This is a genomic window from Streptomyces sp. JLSY215 (assembly GCF_059682825.1).
Genome location: NZ_CM185022.1, coordinates 9,155,114 through 9,173,651, shown reverse-complemented (window position 1 = coordinate 9,173,651; position 18,538 = coordinate 9,155,114). Strand labels below are relative to the sequence as shown.

Annotated in this window: 19 protein-coding genes and 1 pseudogene; 11 read left to right on the top strand and 9 right to left on the bottom strand. The window is 68.9% G+C overall.

Features of this window, described 5'->3' with window-relative positions; genetic code table 11:
- Positions 1–10: 10 nt before the first annotated feature.
- Together AC5677_RS40700 and AC5677_RS40695 are read left to right on the top strand one after the other, a co-directional pair.
- Positions 11–214, top strand: a complete 204-nt coding sequence (locus AC5677_RS40700) for a GNAT family N-acetyltransferase (protein ID WP_497192876.1) — start codon at positions 11–13, stop codon at positions 212–214.
- A 129-nt stretch (positions 215–343) separates the two neighbouring features.
- Positions 344–625, top strand: coding sequence for a hypothetical protein (locus AC5677_RS40695; protein ID WP_497192875.1), 282 nt, complete (start codon positions 344–346; stop codon positions 623–625).
- A 435-nt stretch (positions 626–1,060) separates the two neighbouring features.
- Here AC5677_RS40695 and AC5677_RS40690 read toward each other — a convergent pair whose 3' ends face one another.
- A complete protein-coding gene (locus tag AC5677_RS40690) occupies positions 1,061–3,028 on the bottom strand; it encodes a caspase, EACC1-associated type (RefSeq protein ID WP_497192874.1) in 1,968 nt (655 codons plus the stop codon).
- Positions 3,025–3,417, bottom strand: coding sequence for an effector-associated constant component EACC1 (locus AC5677_RS40685; protein WP_497192873.1), 393 nt, complete (start codon positions 3,415–3,417; stop codon positions 3,025–3,027). Before AC5677_RS40685 ends, AC5677_RS40690 begins: the two co-directional genes overlap by 4 nt.
- Positions 3,418–3,819: 402 nt before the next feature.
- Here AC5677_RS40685 and AC5677_RS40680 point away from each other — a divergent pair, with 402 nt between their 5' ends.
- Complete coding sequence (locus tag AC5677_RS40680) at positions 3,820–4,464, top strand: hypothetical protein (RefSeq protein ID WP_497192872.1); 645 nt, start codon at positions 3,820–3,822, stop codon at positions 4,462–4,464.
- A gap of 683 nt (positions 4,465–5,147) precedes the next feature.
- On the opposite strand, the gene AC5677_RS40675 is transcribed toward AC5677_RS40680, so the two are convergent.
- Positions 5,148–5,579, bottom strand: coding sequence for a hypothetical protein (locus AC5677_RS40675; protein ID WP_497192871.1), 432 nt, complete (start codon positions 5,577–5,579; stop codon positions 5,148–5,150).
- Between the two features lie 309 nt (positions 5,580–5,888).
- Between AC5677_RS40675 and AC5677_RS40670 the strand changes: the two genes are divergently transcribed.
- The 3 genes and pseudogenes from AC5677_RS40670 to AC5677_RS40660 all read left to right on the top strand — a co-directional run bounded on the left by AC5677_RS40670 (position 5,889) and on the right by AC5677_RS40660 (position 8,140).
- Complete coding sequence (locus AC5677_RS40670) at positions 5,889–6,302, top strand: Rossmann-fold NAD(P)-binding domain-containing protein (protein ID WP_497192870.1); 414 nt, start codon at positions 5,889–5,891, stop codon at positions 6,300–6,302.
- A gap of 112 nt (positions 6,303–6,414) precedes the next feature.
- Positions 6,415–6,789: a hypothetical protein gene (locus AC5677_RS40665; protein ID WP_497192869.1), complete on the top strand. Its 375-nt coding sequence runs from the start codon at positions 6,415–6,417 to the stop codon at positions 6,787–6,789.
- Positions 6,790–7,488: 699 nt separating this feature from the next.
- Positions 7,489–8,140 (top strand): annotated as a pseudogene (locus AC5677_RS40660) (transposase).
- 24 nt (positions 8,141–8,164) lie between these two features.
- Here AC5677_RS40660 and AC5677_RS40655 read toward each other — a convergent pair.
- From AC5677_RS40655 to AC5677_RS40645, 3 genes are all read right to left on the bottom strand, one after another.
- Entirely contained in the window at positions 8,165–9,442 is a 1,278-nt protein-coding gene (locus tag AC5677_RS40655; RefSeq protein ID WP_497192868.1) for a hypothetical protein, read from the bottom strand.
- Positions 9,443–9,886: 444 nt separating this feature from the next.
- Complete coding sequence (locus AC5677_RS40650; RefSeq protein ID WP_497192867.1) at positions 9,887–10,408, bottom strand: SixA phosphatase family protein; 522 nt, start codon at positions 10,406–10,408, stop codon at positions 9,887–9,889.
- Between the two features lie 546 nt (positions 10,409–10,954).
- The gene (locus AC5677_RS40645; RefSeq protein ID WP_497192866.1) at positions 10,955–11,566 is read right to left on the bottom strand and encodes a TetR/AcrR family transcriptional regulator; all 612 of its coding nucleotides are present in this window, start codon (positions 11,564–11,566) and stop codon (positions 10,955–10,957) included.
- A gap of 125 nt (positions 11,567–11,691) precedes the next feature.
- Between AC5677_RS40645 and AC5677_RS40640 the strand changes: the two genes are divergently transcribed.
- Entirely contained in the window at positions 11,692–11,994 is a 303-nt protein-coding gene (locus tag AC5677_RS40640; RefSeq protein ID WP_497192865.1) for a hypothetical protein, read from the top strand.
- Between the two features lie 392 nt (positions 11,995–12,386).
- Here AC5677_RS40640 and AC5677_RS40635 read toward each other — a convergent pair whose 3' ends face one another.
- A complete protein-coding gene (locus AC5677_RS40635; RefSeq protein ID WP_497192864.1) occupies positions 12,387–13,058 on the bottom strand; it encodes a TetR/AcrR family transcriptional regulator in 672 nt (223 codons plus the stop codon).
- Between the two features lie 111 nt (positions 13,059–13,169).
- Here AC5677_RS40635 and AC5677_RS40630 point away from each other — a divergent pair, with 111 nt between their 5' ends.
- A complete protein-coding gene (locus tag AC5677_RS40630; RefSeq protein ID WP_497196938.1) occupies positions 13,170–13,979 on the top strand; it encodes a hypothetical protein in 810 nt (269 codons plus the stop codon).
- 60 nt (positions 13,980–14,039) lie between these two features.
- Positions 14,040–15,557 carry a serine hydrolase domain-containing protein gene (locus AC5677_RS40625; RefSeq protein WP_497192863.1) on the top strand — a complete coding sequence of 506 codons (1,518 nt, stop codon included), beginning with the start codon at positions 14,040–14,042 and terminating at the stop codon, positions 15,555–15,557.
- Positions 15,558–15,682: 125 nt separating this feature from the next.
- On the opposite strand, the gene AC5677_RS40620 is transcribed toward AC5677_RS40625, so the two are convergent.
- A complete protein-coding gene (locus tag AC5677_RS40620) occupies positions 15,683–15,967 on the bottom strand; it encodes a CU044_2847 family protein (protein WP_497196937.1) in 285 nt (94 codons plus the stop codon).
- A 459-nt stretch (positions 15,968–16,426) separates the two neighbouring features.
- On the opposite strand from AC5677_RS40620, the gene AC5677_RS40615 reads away from it, so the two are divergent.
- On the top strand, positions 16,427–17,113 hold the full coding sequence (locus AC5677_RS40615; RefSeq protein WP_497192862.1) for an immunity protein CdiI family protein: 687 nt from the start codon (positions 16,427–16,429) through the stop codon (positions 17,111–17,113).
- A gap of 190 nt (positions 17,114–17,303) precedes the next feature.
- On the opposite strand, the gene AC5677_RS40610 is transcribed toward AC5677_RS40615, so the two are convergent.
- Positions 17,304–17,450 (bottom strand): hypothetical protein, encoded by a 147-nt coding sequence (locus AC5677_RS40610; RefSeq protein WP_497192861.1) that lies wholly within the window; start codon positions 17,448–17,450, stop codon positions 17,304–17,306.
- A gap of 75 nt (positions 17,451–17,525) precedes the next feature.
- Here AC5677_RS40610 and AC5677_RS40605 point away from each other — a divergent pair, with 75 nt between their 5' ends.
- Positions 17,526–18,452, top strand: coding sequence for an immunity 49 family protein (locus tag AC5677_RS40605; protein ID WP_497192860.1), 927 nt, complete (start codon positions 17,526–17,528; stop codon positions 18,450–18,452).
- Positions 18,453–18,538: the final 86 nt, after the last annotated feature.

Sequence of the window (18,538 nt, the reverse complement as noted above, 5' to 3'; positions counted from 1 at the left end):
TTCGGTCGTGATGCTGCAGCAGCTGGCCGTGGATCCTGACGCCTCACGTGGTGGGGTCGGGACTGCACTCCTTGAGGCAGTGCACGAGATCGGCCGTGAAGCCGGCTGCCGACGGCTGATCACAAACGTGTGGTGCTTCAACACACCAGCCAGGTCTTTCTATGAGGCATCCGGGCTGGTGCCGATGACGCAGCAGCTTGAGCAGAAGCTGTGAAAGCCCCCTGTCCGCACCGTCTGCGCAGCCGATCGACGTCGATCCGGCCGTGGTTCAGGCCGCCGTACATCGCAGGAGTGGACCCGGCACGCCAAGAAGTGGGGCACGAAACAGAGCCTCATACGGGACGTGGCGGTCGCCGGCCATGGCGAAACGGTCAGGACGAAGCTCACCGACCTGGTCGAGATCGTGGTTCAGAGGGCCTACCGCTGCAAGGATCGCGAGTACCTGCGCGTTGCTCGAGCCGTCGACAGCGAGGATCTGCGCGGCAGGCTGGAAGCTGCCGCTGGGTCTGACGACCCATGGGCACGGCAGCATGCCGGCTATGTTCTTTGGCTCCTCGATCGCCCCGAAGTACCGAACACGATCCACGTCTGGCAGAACTGGATTGCGGCGGAAGCCAGAGGATGAGGCCTCCATCCTCTCCCTCCTTTGACGACCTCACCCGCCGTGCTGTGCTGGACTGGCTCGACTACCGCCGCAACCGCTGGCTGAACACAACCAACCCGCACCTGCTGATCACCCAGAAGACCCCCTGTCGGACTTGGCCCGGCAGGCAAGTTCTGGACCACCCGGGCCACCCGGCAGTGCGGGGCGTATGCCTTGATCTCCCGCGCGGCCGGGGGGTGCGGCGCGGCTTAGGTGTGGAGGGCGCCGACGCGGCCGGCGAGGCCGCGGAGGCCGGACTCGACGTTCCACAGACCGCCCGGGATGATCTCCAAGCCGCTACACGGTCATGCCAGGCCGAACCATGGCAGGCACTCCGACAGCCCCTCCATCTTGCACCTGGCACACCCGGTCGCACCGCACCCATCGGACCGGCCCGGACCGGGTTGCCTGGGCACCTCAGGGGAGCTGCACGCTCAACGCGTAGAGACGGGTGGTCTGTTCGCTGTTGGTGTTGTCGTCCGACACGAGGTACAGCGGACGTTGGCCCTTGTGCGGGCCGGTGGTCCACGGCGCGCCGAGGGCCATTCCCTCGACATTCTCCAGCAGCGGACTGACGAGCCGTCCCGAGTGGGTGGGGACGACACCGGGGTCACCGGCAGGGCACTGACCGAGGTCGAAGAGCAGGCTGTGCTCGACGAACACATCGGCCGGCTGGTCGTAGAGTGCCTTGCGCGCGTCCACGGGCTGGGCGCCTTTGAGGGGGACGTCGTAGACCCGGATCGCGTTGCCGACGCCGTCCACGTACTGCCGTTCCAGGGCGAGCAGCCGGTCGTCGGCGGACGCGACCAGTTCAGCGAGGTACATGCCCTCCTTGGCCTGGTACGCGTACTGCCGGTCGAGGCGGTAGGCGCCGCCCGGGGTGCCGACGTAGCGCTGGATGCGGAGCATGTTGCGGCCGCGGGAGTCACCGTCCTTGGCCAACGCGCCTTCCATCGCGGCGTAGAGATACCTCCCGTCCGGGGAGACGGTCAGCGACTCGATCGTTCGCCCGGCCTGTCCCTGGCCCTGCGGGCTGGTCCGGAACTCGGGCGGAATGGGCAGGTCGGGGCCCACCTGTGTGCCCGTGGCCATCTTGAAGCGGCGGATGGCGGGCCCGGACTCCGAGGCGACCAGGATCGTCTTTCCGCCGCGCTCGACGACCAGGCCCTCACCGTCGAACCACTCGGAGGGTTTGGTGCCGCTCTGGGTGCGCAGCGTCTTGGCGGTCAGAGCCTCAGGGCGGAGCTTGTCCGGTGAACCGAGGCGCAGCGGGAAAACCCGCCCCGTCTGATTGTCCGTCAGGGCCAGGGCCCGGCCGGGCCCGGTGAGCGCGAGCGCGGAGAGGCCGCCGATGGTCTCGCCCGACGCCTGCTGCTTGTCGAGCGCGTCGGAGTAGCTCAGCAGGGTGGCCCGCGGCGAGCAGGCGCCGCCCGGCAGGCGGGGATGGAGTTCTCGCACCCACTGCCATACGGGCGGTGCGGCGAGTCCTGCCACCAGGCCGAGCACCAGGGCGCCTGTCGCCAGCGCGCGGCGCGGGATGCGCACGCGCGGCGCAACAGGCGGGTCCGTGACTCTCGGGGGCGGCACCACCGCCAGATTGCGGATGAACGGCAGGAGGCCGACCCCGCCCTCGTCCCGGTCCTGGGGCTCCTGCGGCTGCGGCAACCGGCGCTCGGCCATCCGGTCCCGGACCGCCTCAAAGATCGCGTGCAGCCCCAGCAGCTCGGGCCCGTCGGGCACACCCTCGCGCAGTACGCCCACGAATTCACCGGTGAATGCCGTACACCGGCGGGGGTCGGGAGCATGGGACTTACGGTCCGCTGACGTGGACGTCATCGTATAGGTGCCGCGCACGCCCTTCAGCGTCTTCCCCGATGCCCGCACGCCACGGTCCGCGACGGACATGCCGCCCTTGAGGACCCGGCCGCTGTAGCAGCAGTCCAGCAGGAGGACCCGGCGCTCGGCGGAGCCGTGATCGCGCATGGCCCGGCGGATGTAGGCGTCGCTGACGGCCGTCTCGGGCTGGTCCTCGACGGAGTCGGGGAGGGCGAGGTAGAGCTCCTCCTCCACGCGGTCCAGCAGGCCGTGCCCCGCGTAGTAGACGATCAGGGTGTCGGCGGCCACCCGGGCAGCCGCGCGGATCGGGCCGACAAGAGCGGCCGCGGACTCCGGGTTCCGGACCGTTGTGATCCGCTCCGCGGGGATACCCAGGATCGCTTCGTCGCTCAGCGCGGCAGCCAGTTCGGTGAGGTTGTGCCGTACGCTGCGCAGCGGTTCGAGTTCGGAGTAATGGTCGACGCCAATGAGGACACAGGCCGAGCGCGCGGCGTCGATCCCAAACGCGTCCTCGGTGCCCGTGCCCTCCGTCGTCGCGTCGACGGTCACCTCCCCGCCTCCTGCTCCGTACCTGGACCCGGCTCCGGCTCTTGCCCCTCCCCGGCGACCGGCCGCACCGAGACGTCCGGGAAGGCATCCCGGACCGCTTCCAGCTCCCCGGGCATGGCGCCCACGACCTGGATGATGACCTGGGACCGAGGCCTGCGCCCGTCCCGCCAAGCAGCGTAGGAGAACGGCAGCTGCGCCAGCGCCGCGAGCGTGGACACCAGCGCGAGTACGGCCTCCAGGTCGCCGCCCATCTCGTCCGGCCTGACCGGTCCGCGCACCGGCTCGATCGGGATCCGGCCGCGCAGCGAACGGTCGTCACACAGCCAGGTGTAGAGCGACCGCAGCTCCTGCCGGCTGTCCGGACCGATCAGCTCGAACCTGATGTCCATCGCACTCCCCCGGGCTCACACGTCAGCTTGCTCTCAGTGTGCCCACTGTCACTGACATAACTTCCCTGACTTCACGGGATGTTCCTCGTCCGGACACCTTCCGGCCCCTGGACCGGAACCAGCCGGGCGCCGTCACAGCGACCGTCCCGTCGCGGTCCTCAGCGAATGGCTGCGACCAGCCACTCGACACACGCCCCGAATGCGACAGCCGCCCCTGGGATCCTGGGATGCGCCCCCTGATAGTCAGTGGGAGATGAGCTGTTGGGCGCCGTCAATGTCGTACGTTCCGCCGGCGAGGGCGTCGTTGCGGAAGAGCGGGCGGATGCGTCGCATAGGAAGTCTGGACGAGGTCGTACCGGCGCAGCACACTCGTCGTAGCGGTCTTTGGTGCGGGGGGGATGCATGCGGAGTTCCGAATCCTGGGTGGTGCTCGCGCCGTTGGGGATGATGTCTGGGATCGGGCTGGCTGCCGGTGGCGGCCATGCCGTGGTGGCGGGCGACGCGAGCGGCTGGCCCTGGCTTGTGGCGGGCTTGGTCGCCGGCGCACTGGCGGCGAGCGGGATCCGGCGCCTCGTCGTGGAACGCGGCGAGCGAGATCATTCCGCGCCTCGCGGCGATGCGGCGCCGCCTCCGCCCGACCCGAGGGCCCTGCGGCGAGGCGCCTGGTCCCTCGGCGCGATCACCCTGCTCTGGGCGGTGGCCACCTCGTTGGTGGCGGCCCTCCTCCCGTGGTCTGCGCGCACCGGATCCGCATCCTTCGGTGTGCTGGCCGCCGTGGTGGCACTCGCCGCCTTCTTCGCGGTGACGTCCGCTGTCGCACTCCGCCGGATACTTCGTGGCATCCGGTCCGCCGCTCGTTGGGGCTCTGTCTCCGCCGTCTTCCTGGCCCTCTGGGCCCTCGCTTACGTAGGAGATGACTGGGCTGGCGGTAGCGATGTGCGTGCTGCGGTCGGAGTCGCCGTCGCCGTTGTCGCCGGGGGGCTGGCGCGTGCGCTGGACCGGGTGGAGCGCAGCGCTGGTGGAGACGCGGAGGGCCGCAGGGGTTGAAGAGTGGCACTCGACGCCGCCTTGGCTGAAGAGCGCGCATTCGATCTGTCCATGGCTTGCCTGTGGTGTGACGGGGACCGTGCGGAACGCCCAGCATGGTCCGGCTCAGGGATGCGGTGGAGGTGTCGGGCAACGGTCACGGGGCGCGAATCCCGATCTGCGGATGGGGAGAAAAGCCGCTGTCCGGTGCGGCGATCTCCTACCGCAGGGAACTGCTGTGTGCCATCCGAGGCCCACGCGACGGCTTCGGCATCGGTCAGGTTCAGCACCTGCGTCTGGTGGGCGGCGCCGTCCTGAACGACGTGGGGCGATCCCGCTGGGCGCTGCCCTTGTGGGGCGGAGCCGGCCATCGGGGCGAGCCGCTGCCAAGCGTCGGCGGTGTACCGGACAGCACAGCCGTCAGGCCACCGCCCAGCCAAATACGCTCACAGCGCTGCACTCCTAACCAACGTCGTGCATAGGGTCGTCTCAATAAAAGTGCAGCACTTTCTCAAACCCTGCGTCCTTACAGGTCAAGCCCATCTACGGCATCCAGTCACCGGCATCGCCGCAGGATGACCCCTCTTGATCATCTTCTCAGTTTCTGCGTCACCACAGTTCAGATGCCTAACTACCCAGCTCGGGACACAATCTCATTGAGAAGACATACCCGCGCGGGGTCCACAACCGCTACCGCCCAGGCGCTACCCGTTGCGCTGCTCCAGCGCCGCGCGGCGCTTTGTGCGGGCGACCACCCAGATCAACAGAACCACGAAAAGCAGACCGAAGAACAGCAGAAGGATCAGGAAACCCACGAAACCCTTGGTGCCGGTCCTGCGGTTGCTCTTCTTCGACTTCGACTTCTTGCCGGCAAGGACGGTCTTGGAGGGCATCGAGCGGTACGGGCCGTGGCGGTACACGGCCTGCTGCGTGGCAGCGACGGCAGCGGTAGTGGTGGTCACCCGGCCGGCCTCGGCCGTACCGCGACCTGCCGCCGTGGCCGGCGCAACGCCGACGACCAGCAGGGCGATCAGCAGCGCGAGCACGAGGGCCGGCCGGCGCCGGGGCACGGTCGGTACGGGGCGCACGGTGACGTACCGCGGATCAGGCTCGAGCCGTGCGGAGTTGTTGGGCATTCTTGGTCTCCCTTGGATCGGGCGGTCAGTCATTATGGGCCCGGTGGGGATCGTGGCCCAACGCCACCCGCCGTCCGCATCCCGGCCTCCCGCGCGTAATTGTGCCGCCATCGAGGCCGGCGCGCGCCGGATCGTCCAACTTGGCGCCTGAGCTTTCACCGGCAACGGGATCGTCCCGGACGCCGTCACCGGCGCCCTGACACGATCACCGAGCGGCTGCGAAGGGTCGGTGTCCCAGGACTGACCGTTCTGCAGCCCGACCGTTTCCTGCGGAACTTCCTCCCGGCAGGGGCCTCGATCGTCAAGGGCGTGCTGGTCGATCCTGCCGGATCTGGTGCCCGGGGTTATGTGGATGTGCGGGATATCGCGGCGGTCGTGGTCGCCGAACTCCTGGCGGTACGTCCGATCGGTGGCGAGATCGAGATCGGCGGCCCGCAGACACGGACGCTGGCTGCGCTCTGCGACCGCTTCGGGGCCGTTCTCGGCAGGCCGGTGCGGTACCTCGACGACTTGCTGGACGGCGCCTGGCGGGCCGCGCTCGCGGACCGTGGAATCACGCCGCGGGTCATCGACGGTGTGCACGGGCTGTACTCGAACTATCGCCATGAGGGCGTGGCTGGTCTTCGTCTCGGTGACGGCGTTCAGCGCGTGCTCGGCCGCCCGCTGCGCTCGGTCGAGGAGTTTGCGGCCGGTCTGCTGGTGACCGCCGTGTCCGGGGCCTGACCTTGCCCCGTGCCGCAGCGGTGGCCGTCTGCGGACCCTGCCATGGGTGCTTCGCTGATCGGTACGCCCTTACGCATCCCTCGGTGTCGGTTCTTCAGGGGTGGGGAAACGCATGCACGAGACGAAAGTGCCGGGAGCGGTGTGGCTTGCGAAGCGGCGGCTGCGTGCGCTGAAACCGGCGTGGGAGGCTCGGGGCGATGCTCGCGCCGGAGCCGAGGCGCTGGGCACCTGGTTGCACGACGGGCTCGTCATCAGGGCTGCCTTCGATCGGTTGCGGGCCTTCGATATCGAGACCGGCGAGCAGCGATGGGCCTCGGAAGTGCCCGGCCGTGACGTACTGGCGGCTATGTCCGACGAGGTGGTGGAGGGTGTCGGGGTCGTGGTCGTGGTCCATTGGCCGGACACCGTCGGCTTGCGGAAGGAGGCTGTGGTCACGCCGTTGATACGGCGTCGGGCAAGACCTGTGGTCGTCCCGGCAAGGCCATGACGGGCTCTGGTACAGCGACTCGCGACTCGGGGCTCAGGCCGGCACCGTCGGCCTGTCCGGGGAGGAGCGATGGTTGCCGCGGGAGCGAGAGTCGTCGCCTGGACATCCGCACGGGCCGGCCGGCAGGACCGTTCCGCACGGCCGCGCCGACGAGCACCGACGGCGATAGCGGCAGGATGAGCCCGTACTCCCCCACACCACTCGCCGGCGGACGCCGCTGGGTCACATGGACCGGGGACACGCTCATGACGTTCGTCGACCCGCCGCGGTAGGCCCATCTTTCCCATCCCGCCGGCTTCTGTCTGTCGACGGGCCGGCACCTGTGGACGTGGGGCGATGGCTGGGGCATCGATGCGTCGGCCTGCCGGCGTGGTCATGTAATTGCACTGCGCCACTTCGAAGATGACGCTGAGGGCGCCTCTCGTGGCGGTGCCAGGCACATGTCCTCAACCCCGCCGACGGCCGTGAGGTGCCACGGCCCGCCGCTTGCGGGTGACACGCGACGAGCCGTACACGATGCACTGGCACGGCAGCCGGATGCTCTGGGTCAGCAAGACCAGCGGGCCCGGCGCCCCGCCGGCGAAGGCCTTCGACTAAGAGGTCGCGCAGATAGGCGCGGTTGAGGCACCCCGGCGGAACTGCAGGCGCAGGGCTTGATGATCATGGACGGACGACGCTCTGTGATCCCCGGGGAGACCTGTGCCTGTCCTTCCGTCATGGCTGACCGAACCTCTCTGGGATCAATTCGCGGCGCTGCTGCCTGAGCGGCCGGTGCACCATCCGGACCATCCGCTGGGCTGTCACCGTCGGCGCATCAGCGAACGGATCGTCTTCGACAAGCTGCTGCAGCTCCTGCGCTTCGGCTGTTCTTACGAGGCGATCGCCGGTCGACCGCGGCAAACAGGGGCTGAAACGCTCGGGCATGACGAATGGATACGGCATTCCGCTGGGTCGTGTGCTAGCCGGCGCCAACCGCCACGACTCCCCACCGCTCGCCCCCACCCTGGACCGCCTGGACGACCTGGGTCCGTTGCCCGACGACATCGCCGTGCACCTGGACGCCGGCTACGACTCGGACACCACCCGCGCCCTCCTCAACGAACGCAGCCTTCACGGCCGCATCGCGCCCAAGGGCGAGAAAGCACCGATCCAGGCCAGCCGGCGTTGGCACGTCGAACGCGCCCACGCCTGGCAGAACGCCTTCCACCGCCTCGCCCGCTGCTACGAACGCCGCGCCACCGGCATCGACCCCTTCTTCGACCTCGCCGACAGGAGCATCACCATCCGCAGCCTGATCCGACACACATGGATGACCCACCGCTGGGACGAACGTGCCAAGCGTCGACGATAAGCACACGTCTATCCGAGTGGACCGTTAAGCACCCATTTCTCCTCTGAATACGATGTAGAGCGCTTCGCTCGGCCCAATTACCAGTAGCCGACGAGCATCGTCGTAGACATCGATTTCTTCGCCTGTGCGCCAGAACTCGCCGGTTCCGTCGGCATCGGCCCACACGACCATTCGATGCTCCGATCCCCCGACTCTCTCCAGCGGCCGAGCGAGAAGCTCGTCCAGCAAGAAATCGACCAGCTGACCGGCAGTCGTCTGGTCTCGGCTCGCATGACGGAGCGCTTCGATCTCGGCCAGGAAGGTGGCCGTGTCCAACGGGCGCATGCCGTCGCCCACCGTCCAGATACCGGTCGATGGCTCGCCAGGGTCGCCGAGGACGAGATGCGATTGTGGGTAGTCGTCGAGCTCGTCCAGCTGCTCTTGATCAGGTATCAAGTGTGTGTGGCTACCACACCAGGCGCCGGCGCCGTAGTCGTAGTAGACGTCTATGTAGTCGTCGTCGTACTGCTCGTGCCACGTAGTGTTCTCCCACCAAGCACGTACAGTGGCGAGGTCGCAGTGATGTCCTGGATCGATCCCATGCGCCTGCCAGCCAACCTTGAACGCGGCGCGTCCGTCACACTCCAGTAGAGCCGCCAGAACAGTCCCCGCGCAGATGGCGCGCAATCTGGCCTCGGCGAGCCCGTGCTCCTCAGGAGTGAGCCGAACTCCGTTTGAGCAGGCCGCAAAGGAGCATGCCGGGTCAAGTGGCTCACCGCCTTCCGGGCGGGGAACGACGCTGATGCGGATAACCGGGGCCGCCCACGCCATCCCCGACACCACCACATGCGTCTCGTCTTCCATAACTGTGTTGGTGACTGGGTCCACCACTGTCACCAACACAGCTTGCTGTCCTTCAGAGACGATGGTCTCGCGCAGGTCGGCTGCGAGCAGTACGACACGCTGCGACGGTGTGCCGCCCCAATCGAGTAGAGCTCTTTCTACGATCGAGGCTGCCTCTGGCACCGTAAGGAGACGGCAATCACGGGGCTCGCGGCGCATCCGGCTCTCCGAGGCGATGACCCGAAATAGCGCGTTCTTCGTCAGTGCCTCCGGCATCAGCCCGGCATCCTGCTGGTCTGTCCGCAACTCGGTGAGGATGGCGGGAGCACCAGGACTGTCCTCGTAGAGCCACCGGTCCAGCAAATGAACACGGACTGCGACATCCGCGTACTCGTCCCAATCCAGACCGAGGACTTCTGCCTCCTGATCACAGGAATCGGAGTGTCCGAGGAACTCCTCAGTCTCCCAACTGTTGCGCATCTCAACCCCCTTACGAACCCGTCGTCCGCGAAGTCTCGCACTCAACTGACCATGATGGCAGCGCAGGCATAGGGCTCCTCAATGAGGACAGAGCGTTACTCTGTCGTGACCGTGAAACCTGTGTCTGTCTTTTTGCCGACCAGCTTCACCTGCTGCGAATCTGCGCGACTTCTAAAGCCTTCGACTGGCGCTGAGCCTGTCCCACCTTCCTTCCCAGCGTGGGTATGAGACGGTCAGTCACTCGTAGGTCGTCGGGCCCAGGGGTTCCGGGTATGGCTGTGAGCTGGTCGCCGTTCGATGGCTCAACAAACTCGGCCGCCGAAGCGCCCAGGGCACGTGATGGAGATCCCCACGCCACGGTCCCACCAGAAATGGGCCGCCTGCGGGCCGGGGGCGTGGGGAAGTGTTCGGCACCCGGCGCGGCGTTGGGACAAAGGCGGTCAACTAGGCATGCGGGGTCCAGAAGGCAACCAAATTCCCGACGCCGTGCTCGACCGCCTTCCAGGAGCCGGTGAAGGTGAGTACAGCGATTGCGGATGTGGGGAAACCACTGCGGTTCATTCGTGGCAGCAGGTCGCCCTCCGACTCGCCCGCGAGGGCATCAGCGAGAGCATGCGCGCCCGGGTTGTGCCCGATGAGCACTAGGTCGCTGACCTCGTCGGATACCTCATTCAGGACAGCGATCAGCTCGCCCACCGAGGCTTCGTACAGGCGGTCCTCGTACACCGTCCTGGGTTTCTGTGGTAGCTCGGGCACCGCGAGCTTCCAGGTTTCGCGGCAGCGTGCAGCCGTCGAGCACAGCGCCAGGTCCAGGCTGATGCCGGATCCTGCCAGCCAGCGGCCGGCGACAGGCGCGTCCTTGCGACCGCGCTCCGCGAGCGGACGCTCGTGATCGTCTACGTCGTCGGGGTGTTCGGACTTCGCGTGGCGGAGAATCACTACGCGCCGGGTGGGTGCAGAACTCATAGCGCCCATCCTGGCGCCCGGACGGCCTCCAACAGGGCGAGCAGCGTCGGATTCAGCCATGCGGGGCACGCCCCACGATCCAGTGCTGTCCGTTCTGGCTAATACCGACGCGGCCCGGCCGAGCCGCCTCCCGAAGCGGTGAACATCCGCCGCCGAAACTCCGCGAATAGAGCCAGAGGTGAGGCCGGTGGCCCGCTGGCCGGTCTTGGCGGTCGACGTCTCACCGTGTTTCGTCGGGACGCCGGACCCGTCCCGGAGCGCTCGTTCTGCCGCACCTACGGCCACGGCACACCGCCAACCACCAGATGATGCCCGGCCGGCCGTACTCGGTCGTCGTCGCGCTGGAAGCCGGGCCCACCTTGTGGTCCGCGGTGCTGGACTCGGTCCGGCCGACGAACGGGTGGTGGCTGCTACCGCGGGCCAGAGGCGCGAGGCCGTCTTTGATGAATCGTCTGTCATGGGGCGCCTCTGGTTGCCCGGCCGCTGACCGGGTGGCGCCCTCAAAGTGCATTGCGCCCGTTACAGGTCAGGCAGCCCTGTTCGTATCTATGGGCTGACTGCGCGTGTGGTCAGCCGCTGGACCAGCACGACCAGGGCATCGCGGTCTGATGCCGGATGCGGGTTCGGGGTGGAGGTCAGGAGCAGGCGGGCGACCTGGGGCAGCATGAACCAGGCGTTGACGAGGGCGATCACCGCGTACATCAGACGGGCAGGGTCGGTGTCCCGGGTCAGGGCGCCGGCGTCCTGCGCGGCGGCGACCGCTTGGACCTTTTCGGCGTAGTGGGCGGCCCGTTCGGCCTCCGCGACCAGGGCGCCGTTTGCCTCTCCCATGCCGTGTTGCAGCCCCTCCCAGGTCAGCAGCCGGGCGAAGTGCGGGTGGGCGCGGTGATAGTCGTAGACACGGCCCGCGTAGTCGCCGAGGTCTTCGGCCTGCTCGGCCGAGAGCGAGACGGCTGCGGCAAGCCTGGCCAGTTCCGAGGCGAGGACCGCGCCGAAGAGCTGGTCCTTGTTGCCGAAGTACTGGTAGATCCGCTCCTTGTTCACCCCTGCCCGCGTCGCGACGCGGGCGACGCGGGCGCCCTGGGGGCCGTGTTCGGCGAACTCCTCGACGGCGGCGTCGAGGAGGAGCTGCTTGGTGCGTGCGGTGTCCCAGGCCATGGCCCCACGATACCCCGACTCCAACCGGATGGTTGGACATGTGGACACGGCCGTGCCAAACTCCAACCATCTGGTTGGAGATAGCGGTCTCCGGCCGCACGAGCACGAGCCGGAAGGACCCACCCATGACCACGCTCACCGCCACCACCGCCACGCCCGCCGCCGCAACGGGGACCGAAGTGGCGCCGCGGGCAGTGCCGTCCACGCACCTGCGCGCCCTGCTCACCTGGCTGGCCGTCTACCCCACGATCACCGCCGCCTTCCTGCTCCTGGGCCCCTACACCGCCCGCCTGCCGCTGGCGCTGCGCACACTGGTCATGACGGCAATCGTCGTCCCGGCCGCCGTCTACGTCCTCGTTCCGGCCCTGCTCAAGGCCCACCGCAAGGCCACCACCGCACTCAACGCCGGCCGCAAGAGCACCGCGTGAGCCCTCACCCGTCAGACAGCAGGAGCAACTAGGGCGGCAGCGGCCGCTCTCGTCCGATGAGACCTCGGCCTCGGAGACCGCCGGACATCTCCCTCCCGCAACTCCGACTCAACAGGTCAGTTCAGGGAGAGATCCGCCGCCTCCCGCGCCCCGGTGTCCGTGATGCGCGGCTGATGGCAGCCGGGGTCGTTGCCCGGGTGAGCAGCAAGCAGCCGCCGGTGCCGCCAATACCGCCCGCAGCACCGAAGCAACGCCCTGTGGAAGGACGAACGACAGAAGCACGCCCGCGGCCTGCCACCGCGAACGAGCAGCGCATCGACAGCAAGGTCTGCGCAGGCACTACCCCCAGGCCTTCACTCCCGACGGCAACCGATCCCGCCCGGCCGGCACGGCTACGAGCCTTCGGACGACGGGCCTTCGGACGGCGACCCTTCGGACGGCGGCCGGATCAGCGTCCCGATGCCGGCGCAGAGCAGGTCCAGGCTGCGGGTGAACTTCTCGTCCGGCCCGTGCGCGGCCGCGGCAGCCACCGTCCGCGGGAAGCTGCGGTGGAGGGCGGCACCGTCCTCGGCGGTGACCGGCACCGCCGGTGGATCGCTCTGTTCCTGGAGCACGTAGCCGGTGACGTGGCTGAGCACGGTGTCGGCGGCGGTGCCGCAGTGCTCCGGGGGCACGCCGGCCTCGGCGAGGGTGGCGAGCAGCCGTTCCATCAGCGAGAGCGCGCCGGGGCTGAGGGTCTTCGGGCTGCCGGCGAGCATGATCGCCCCGCCGGGGTGCTGCCGGATGCTCTGCCGCAGGGCGACGGCCTGCGCCGTGACCCGCGCCGGCCAGCCCGCCTGCGCGGGCAGTTCGGCCAGGGCGGCGGTGCCGGCCTCGTACGCCTGCCGGACCACCCGGTCGGCCATCAGTTGCAGCAACGCGGCCTTGCTGGGCACGTGGTAGTAGAGGCTGCCGGCATGCACGTCGAGCCGGTCCGCGACCTGGCGCACGGAGAAGCCGTGGTAGCCGGTCTGGGCGAACACCGCCATCCCTGCGTCGATGATCCGGTCTGCGGTCAGCTTCATGGCCGCAGTTTAGCGAGCCGCGCCAGCTTTCAAACACTGTTTGAAAATTTCCCGGGTCGCGCTAATGTCCTGATCAACAAATCGCACACGGCTCGGAGGGGGGTGGTGACGATGGACATCCTGCTGTTCAACGTGACCACGGCGGCACTGATGGTGCTGATGTTCAACGGCGGTCTGGCCCTGGTCGGCCAGAGCACACTGGGCCGGCGGCGGATCCCCTGGGCGGCCGTCGGCCTGACGGGGCTCGCGCTCGCCGGGGTGGCCCTCCAGCTCTGCTGGTCGGGGGCGATGGGCGCGCTCGACGCGGACCCGTCGAAGTCCGGCTGGTGGCGCGTGGTCACCTCGGTCTTCATGCAGAACGGCGGCTTCGGCGGGGCGGCCTGGAACATCGCCACCCTTGCCGCCGTCGCGGCCTTCGCCGACTGGTTCTGGGGTGCGCCGCTGACGCTCGGCCTGTTCGCCGCGGGCATCCTGCTGCCGGAGCAGATCGACAAGCTGTGGGGCCAGACCTCCCACAGCACCGACCCCCGCAACTTCGCCGGCAGCTCCGGGGCCACCTACTTCCTGGGCGCGACGCTGGCCGCGGCCCTGCTGCTGCGCGGCGGCGCCGACGAGAACTCCGGCAAGGCCACCGGCCAGGGTGCCGAGCAGGGCACCGACGACGAGGGCGCGAGCCGCGGTAAGGCCGTCCGCAAGAACCGGCTGTTCGCGCTCGGCGTGCCGGTGCTCGGGCTGGCGATGTGGTTCGCGCAAGAGAACGGGCACGGGCTGGTCTCCGGCTACGGCTTCGCCCTCGGCGCACTCGCCTGGGCCGCGTTCCGCACCGTCCTGCACCCGGACCGCGACCTCCGGCAGCCGCCGCGTACGACGGTCGCCTCGCTGACCGGGCTCGTCGGCCGGCGCAACCGCAGCGCCGGCTAGCCGCCTGGCCCCGCCCCCAACCCACCCGCGCCTTTCCACCGTGACCACGAGGGAGACAGCATGTCGGAAAACCTGAGCCGGGAAGTGTCGAAGCTTGTCGACCAGGAGGTGGCCAAGATCCTGGAAGAGACCGACCGCGACGTGGCCCGTACGGTCAACCGTGCGCTGGGCGTGGGCGCCGGCGCCCCGGCGTTCGACACCGCCCGCTGGCAGGCCCGGCTGGGCGAGCTCCTCGCCGCCCACCACATCCCCGGCGCCGCCCTGGCCGTGCTCGCCGACGGCGAGATCCACGAACTGGCCGCCGGCGTCCTGCACACCGGCACCGGCGTCACGGTGACCCCGGACTCCGTGTTCCAGATCGGCTCCGTCAGCAAGGGCTACACCGCCGCCATGGTGGTCCTGCTCGCCGACGCCGGGAAGCTGGACCTCGACGCGCCGGTCGCGGACGTCCTGCCGGACTTCGCGGTCGCCGACGCCGGAGCCACCCGGACGATCACGCCGCGCCAACTGCTCAACCACACCAGCGGCATCGAGGGCGACTACGTCAACGACACCGGCCGGGGCGACGACTGCCTGGCCCGCTACATCGAGGGTGTGCGGACCGTCGGCCTGACCAACCCGCCCGGCGTCACCATGTCGTACTCCAGCACCGCCTACAACGTCCTGGGCCGGATCGTCGAGGTGGTCACCGGCCAGACCTGGGACGAGGCGCTCAAGGAGCTGCTCCTCGTCCCGCTCGGGCTGGCGCACACCATGACGCTGCCCGAGGAGGTGCTGCGCTTCCGCGCCGCCATGGGGCACATGGGCGAGCCGGGCGAGACCCCCGCCCCCACCCCGCTCTGGAACATGCTGCCGCGCTCGGCCGGCCCGTACGGCGGGATCAGCGCGACCGCCGCCGACGTGGCCCGGTTCGCCCGGGCCTTCGTGGACGGCGGCGCCGCGCCGGACGGCACCCGGGTGCTGCCGGCCGCCGTGGTCGACGCGATGCTGACCCGCGAAGTCGAGATGCCCGACCAGTGGTTCCTCGGCGCCCACTGGGGCCTGGGCTGGGGCCTGTTCGAATGGGACGGCGCGCGCGGCTTCGGCCACGACGGCAGCACCTTCGGCCAGCTCGCCTACCTGCGCGCCATCCCGGAGAAGGGCCTCGCCATCGCCCTGCTGACCAACGGCGGCGGCGCCGCGCCCAAGGTCTTCGAAACGCTCTGCCGCGAGCTCTGCGCCGAACTCGCCGGGGTCACCATGCCCGGGTTCGCGCCGGCCACCGAACCCCTGACCGTGGAGACGGAGCCGTTCCTCGGCAGCTACAAGCGCGAGGGCTTCCTCATGACCATCGCCGACGGCGACGGCGACGGCGGTCCGGGCACGCTGCGGCTGAGGTACGAGGGCGCGGACGGCCTGGCGGGCACCTTCGACCCGCTGGTCTGGCACCTGACCCCGGTCTCGCACACGCCGGCGAAGACGGTGTTCGCCGGCCGCCGCAACGAGAAGGACGCCTGGATACCCGTGGTGTTCTACGCCCTCCCCGACGGCAGCCGGTACGTCCACTTCGGCGTCCGGGCGACGGCCAAGTCCGCCTAGGCCCCCGGACATCGGACACCGGTCGGCCCTAGAGCTCGACCACGGTGTGCTCCACGTCGGTGAGCTCCACGCCCAGGCCCTGCGCGCGGGTGTTGTTGGCGCGGGAGTACATCTCCGCGAGGCCCTCAGCCGCGATGCGCGTCCTGGGCTGCTGCTCGGTGGCGCCCTGCTCGCGGGCGGTGACCAGGCGGTCCGCCCACCGGGGCGGCAGGACCTGGTGACGTCTCGGATACGGGCGTTACCGCTCCGGCCTTCGCCGAGAGATTCACCCCGAACTCGACCTCGACCTCATCAGGACCAGCCTGCCTCAACTGCTCCAGCGCCGTCCGAGCCGTCTCCCGGACCTGTACCAGCGAAGTCTGCAACGTCTGTGGCAGGTCACGGATCGCCCCGCCACCGTCAAGCGGCATACGCGCAAGACTTGGCATCAACTCCCCCTCCCAGAGGCCAATTTGCATCTCGACGTCCAGACCAGACAGCACAACGAACCATCACGCCGAAAACCGGCCCGAACACGCACCACCAAACCTGAGCGTCCTAGGGGTCCGCTGCCCGCTCAACAGCTCATGGCGAATCGAAGGCGCCTTCAGTTGACCGACACTGAGCCTTTCCAACCCCACGCTCAGGCGCCGCGACCGGGGTCCCAGGCCGGTCGCGGTTCAAGTGCGTGAAAGCAGCAGGCTGGGGCGGGCCGTGACACGTGTGAGGATCGTGCCGTGGAATGCGATGTATGTGGGCGGACGATGTGGCAGCGGCCGGTGCCGCCGACTCGGTGGGAGGTGGAGATGTGGTCTTGCACCTGGTGTCATGCCACCACCTGCGGAGAACCGCGCCACCTGCTCATGCAAGCCCGGGGCGAGTCGTCCCCCTTGTACGAGCCGCATCAGGGTGGGGCGTACGAGGACATCGACGCGTTCACCCGCAACATCCCGCTGGACGACTCCGGGCTGGGCCTGCCGGAGGATCTGGCCGACGCGCTGCGCTCGTGGTCGCTGTCCCGTCCGCCAGGAGGTTTCGCCTCCCGCCCCGATCTGCGCAAGCACATCAAACCGGGCGTGGCGGCTGCTCAGCGCCTGGCCAGGCATCTCGGGCCGTCATGGGCGGTGCGCTACTGGGACGAGCACCACAGGACAGCGAAGTGGGTGTGCTGGGGCTGCGACCGCCTTCACTGGGAACGCGACAGCCACGGCACACCACCACACCCCGTCCGCATCACCGTCGAAGGCGAGTACAAGTTCGGTCCGCTGCGCTCCGACGGGTTCGGGGACTTCTTCCCCGATGACCCCGCCGCCGCCCTGCACCTGTCCGACGGCCTCGTCGCCGGTCTGTACGCGTGGGCAGACGGGATCGACACCACAATGAACCTTGACGTCCGGGACCGGGAGGACGGCAAGTACGACGCCGAGTGGGAGCGGCTGTTCCGTGAGGGAACGGACCTTGCGCGACAGGTCGCACACGAGCTCGGCCCCACCCGGACAGTGACCTACAAGGGCCTGGCACATGGTGGCCTGGGCGCGCTGACGTCAGTCACATGGCAAGGAGACCGGGAGTTGTAGGCGCGCGCGAGCTGAACGTGGCCGGTGGAGCGGGGAGAACAACGGTTACCTCCGCTCCACCGGCCACGCCGCTTCCAGGGACTCCGGAAAGCGTCAGGTCGGTGGCTGTGTCAAAGAGTGCTTGTGTCCCGGCGAGGCTGCTCGGTTTCACCCCGTGGCTCAGCCGGACCGCTGCACGGTGATCGCCGCCCTACGGCTCGGGCCGCTGCTCGCCGGCCTCCAGCTCCTTCAAACGTGCTGTGTAGACGGCGGCCATGCGGGCGATCTCCCCCGGCGCGGCCTCCCGAAGCAGGTGCTGGTCCTCTGCCCGGTTCGCCCGCCGCGCGGAGCTGCTCATTGCAACTAACCAGCCCCTCGGGCGTGGTCACGGCCGGGGACTGCGGTGTCAGTGCCGGCTGCCAGGATGACGCTCATGACGATCAAGAATGTAGCCCGGCATGACGTGAGTGAGCAGCGGATTGAGCAGGCGCTGGACGACATCGAGCGGCGGGCCCGCCGCCGCTGGCACACGATGCAGTACGACTGCTACTCCGACGAGGAGCTGCAGGGAATGCGCGACGAGCTCCTCGACCACATAGCCGCCCGCACGGTGGTGGGCCCCGAGCCCGGCACCGCCCCGTCACACATCGTCCTGCGCACGGCAGCCGAGTGCGCCCTGGGACTGCTGAGTCTGGGCTGCTACCCCAACGGTGATCAAGAGATCTCCTTCACCCTCATCGGTGAGAAGCTCAGCAGCGAGGACAAGGACTTCGAGGCCGTTGTGGAGCAGGCAGCAACCGCGAGGACCTGGCTGGACTCGTTCGCTCTTTCTGTGATCAGCGGCATGATCTGGGAACGGGACCTGGTCATCGGGCTGCTGCTGCGAGCCGACTTTGCGCCTGACATCCGCAGCGGTCTGCCGCACGCGAACCTGGAATCGACGTCGGACCCGGGCGAGCTGGCGGAGATGGACGCCCTGTGCGGCTACCTCACCCAGGCCGAAGGGCATCTGCCCCGGCACTGGCCGTCGGTAACGCTGTGCAAGCCGACCTCTGACGAACGCGCCGAGGCAACGCGGCAACTGGACACCCTCGATGCGCTGACGCCAGATCAGCACCTGTTGCGCGTGCTCTTGGAGAACGACCAGCCGGCTTTCGAGCAGGCCCTCGCGCACCGCCTCGTCCAGCACCGGGAGAGCACACCCTCCGATGCGACGCCGCGCAGTCTCCTGCCGTACAAGACCATCGCCCTGGCCGCACTGGCAGTCCAGGTACACGGCTGGGACTTGCGCGTCCAATCCGCCTACCTTCCGCAGGCCATGCTGAGCGCCCCGGAAGGCGCGCCGTCGATCAGTGGCTGAACCGGTGCCTTCGCCGCTGTCCCGGGCGCTGCCCCAGCATGAGTCTTGATGTCGACCGGCCGCCTCGCCGTGTCTACACGGTGTAG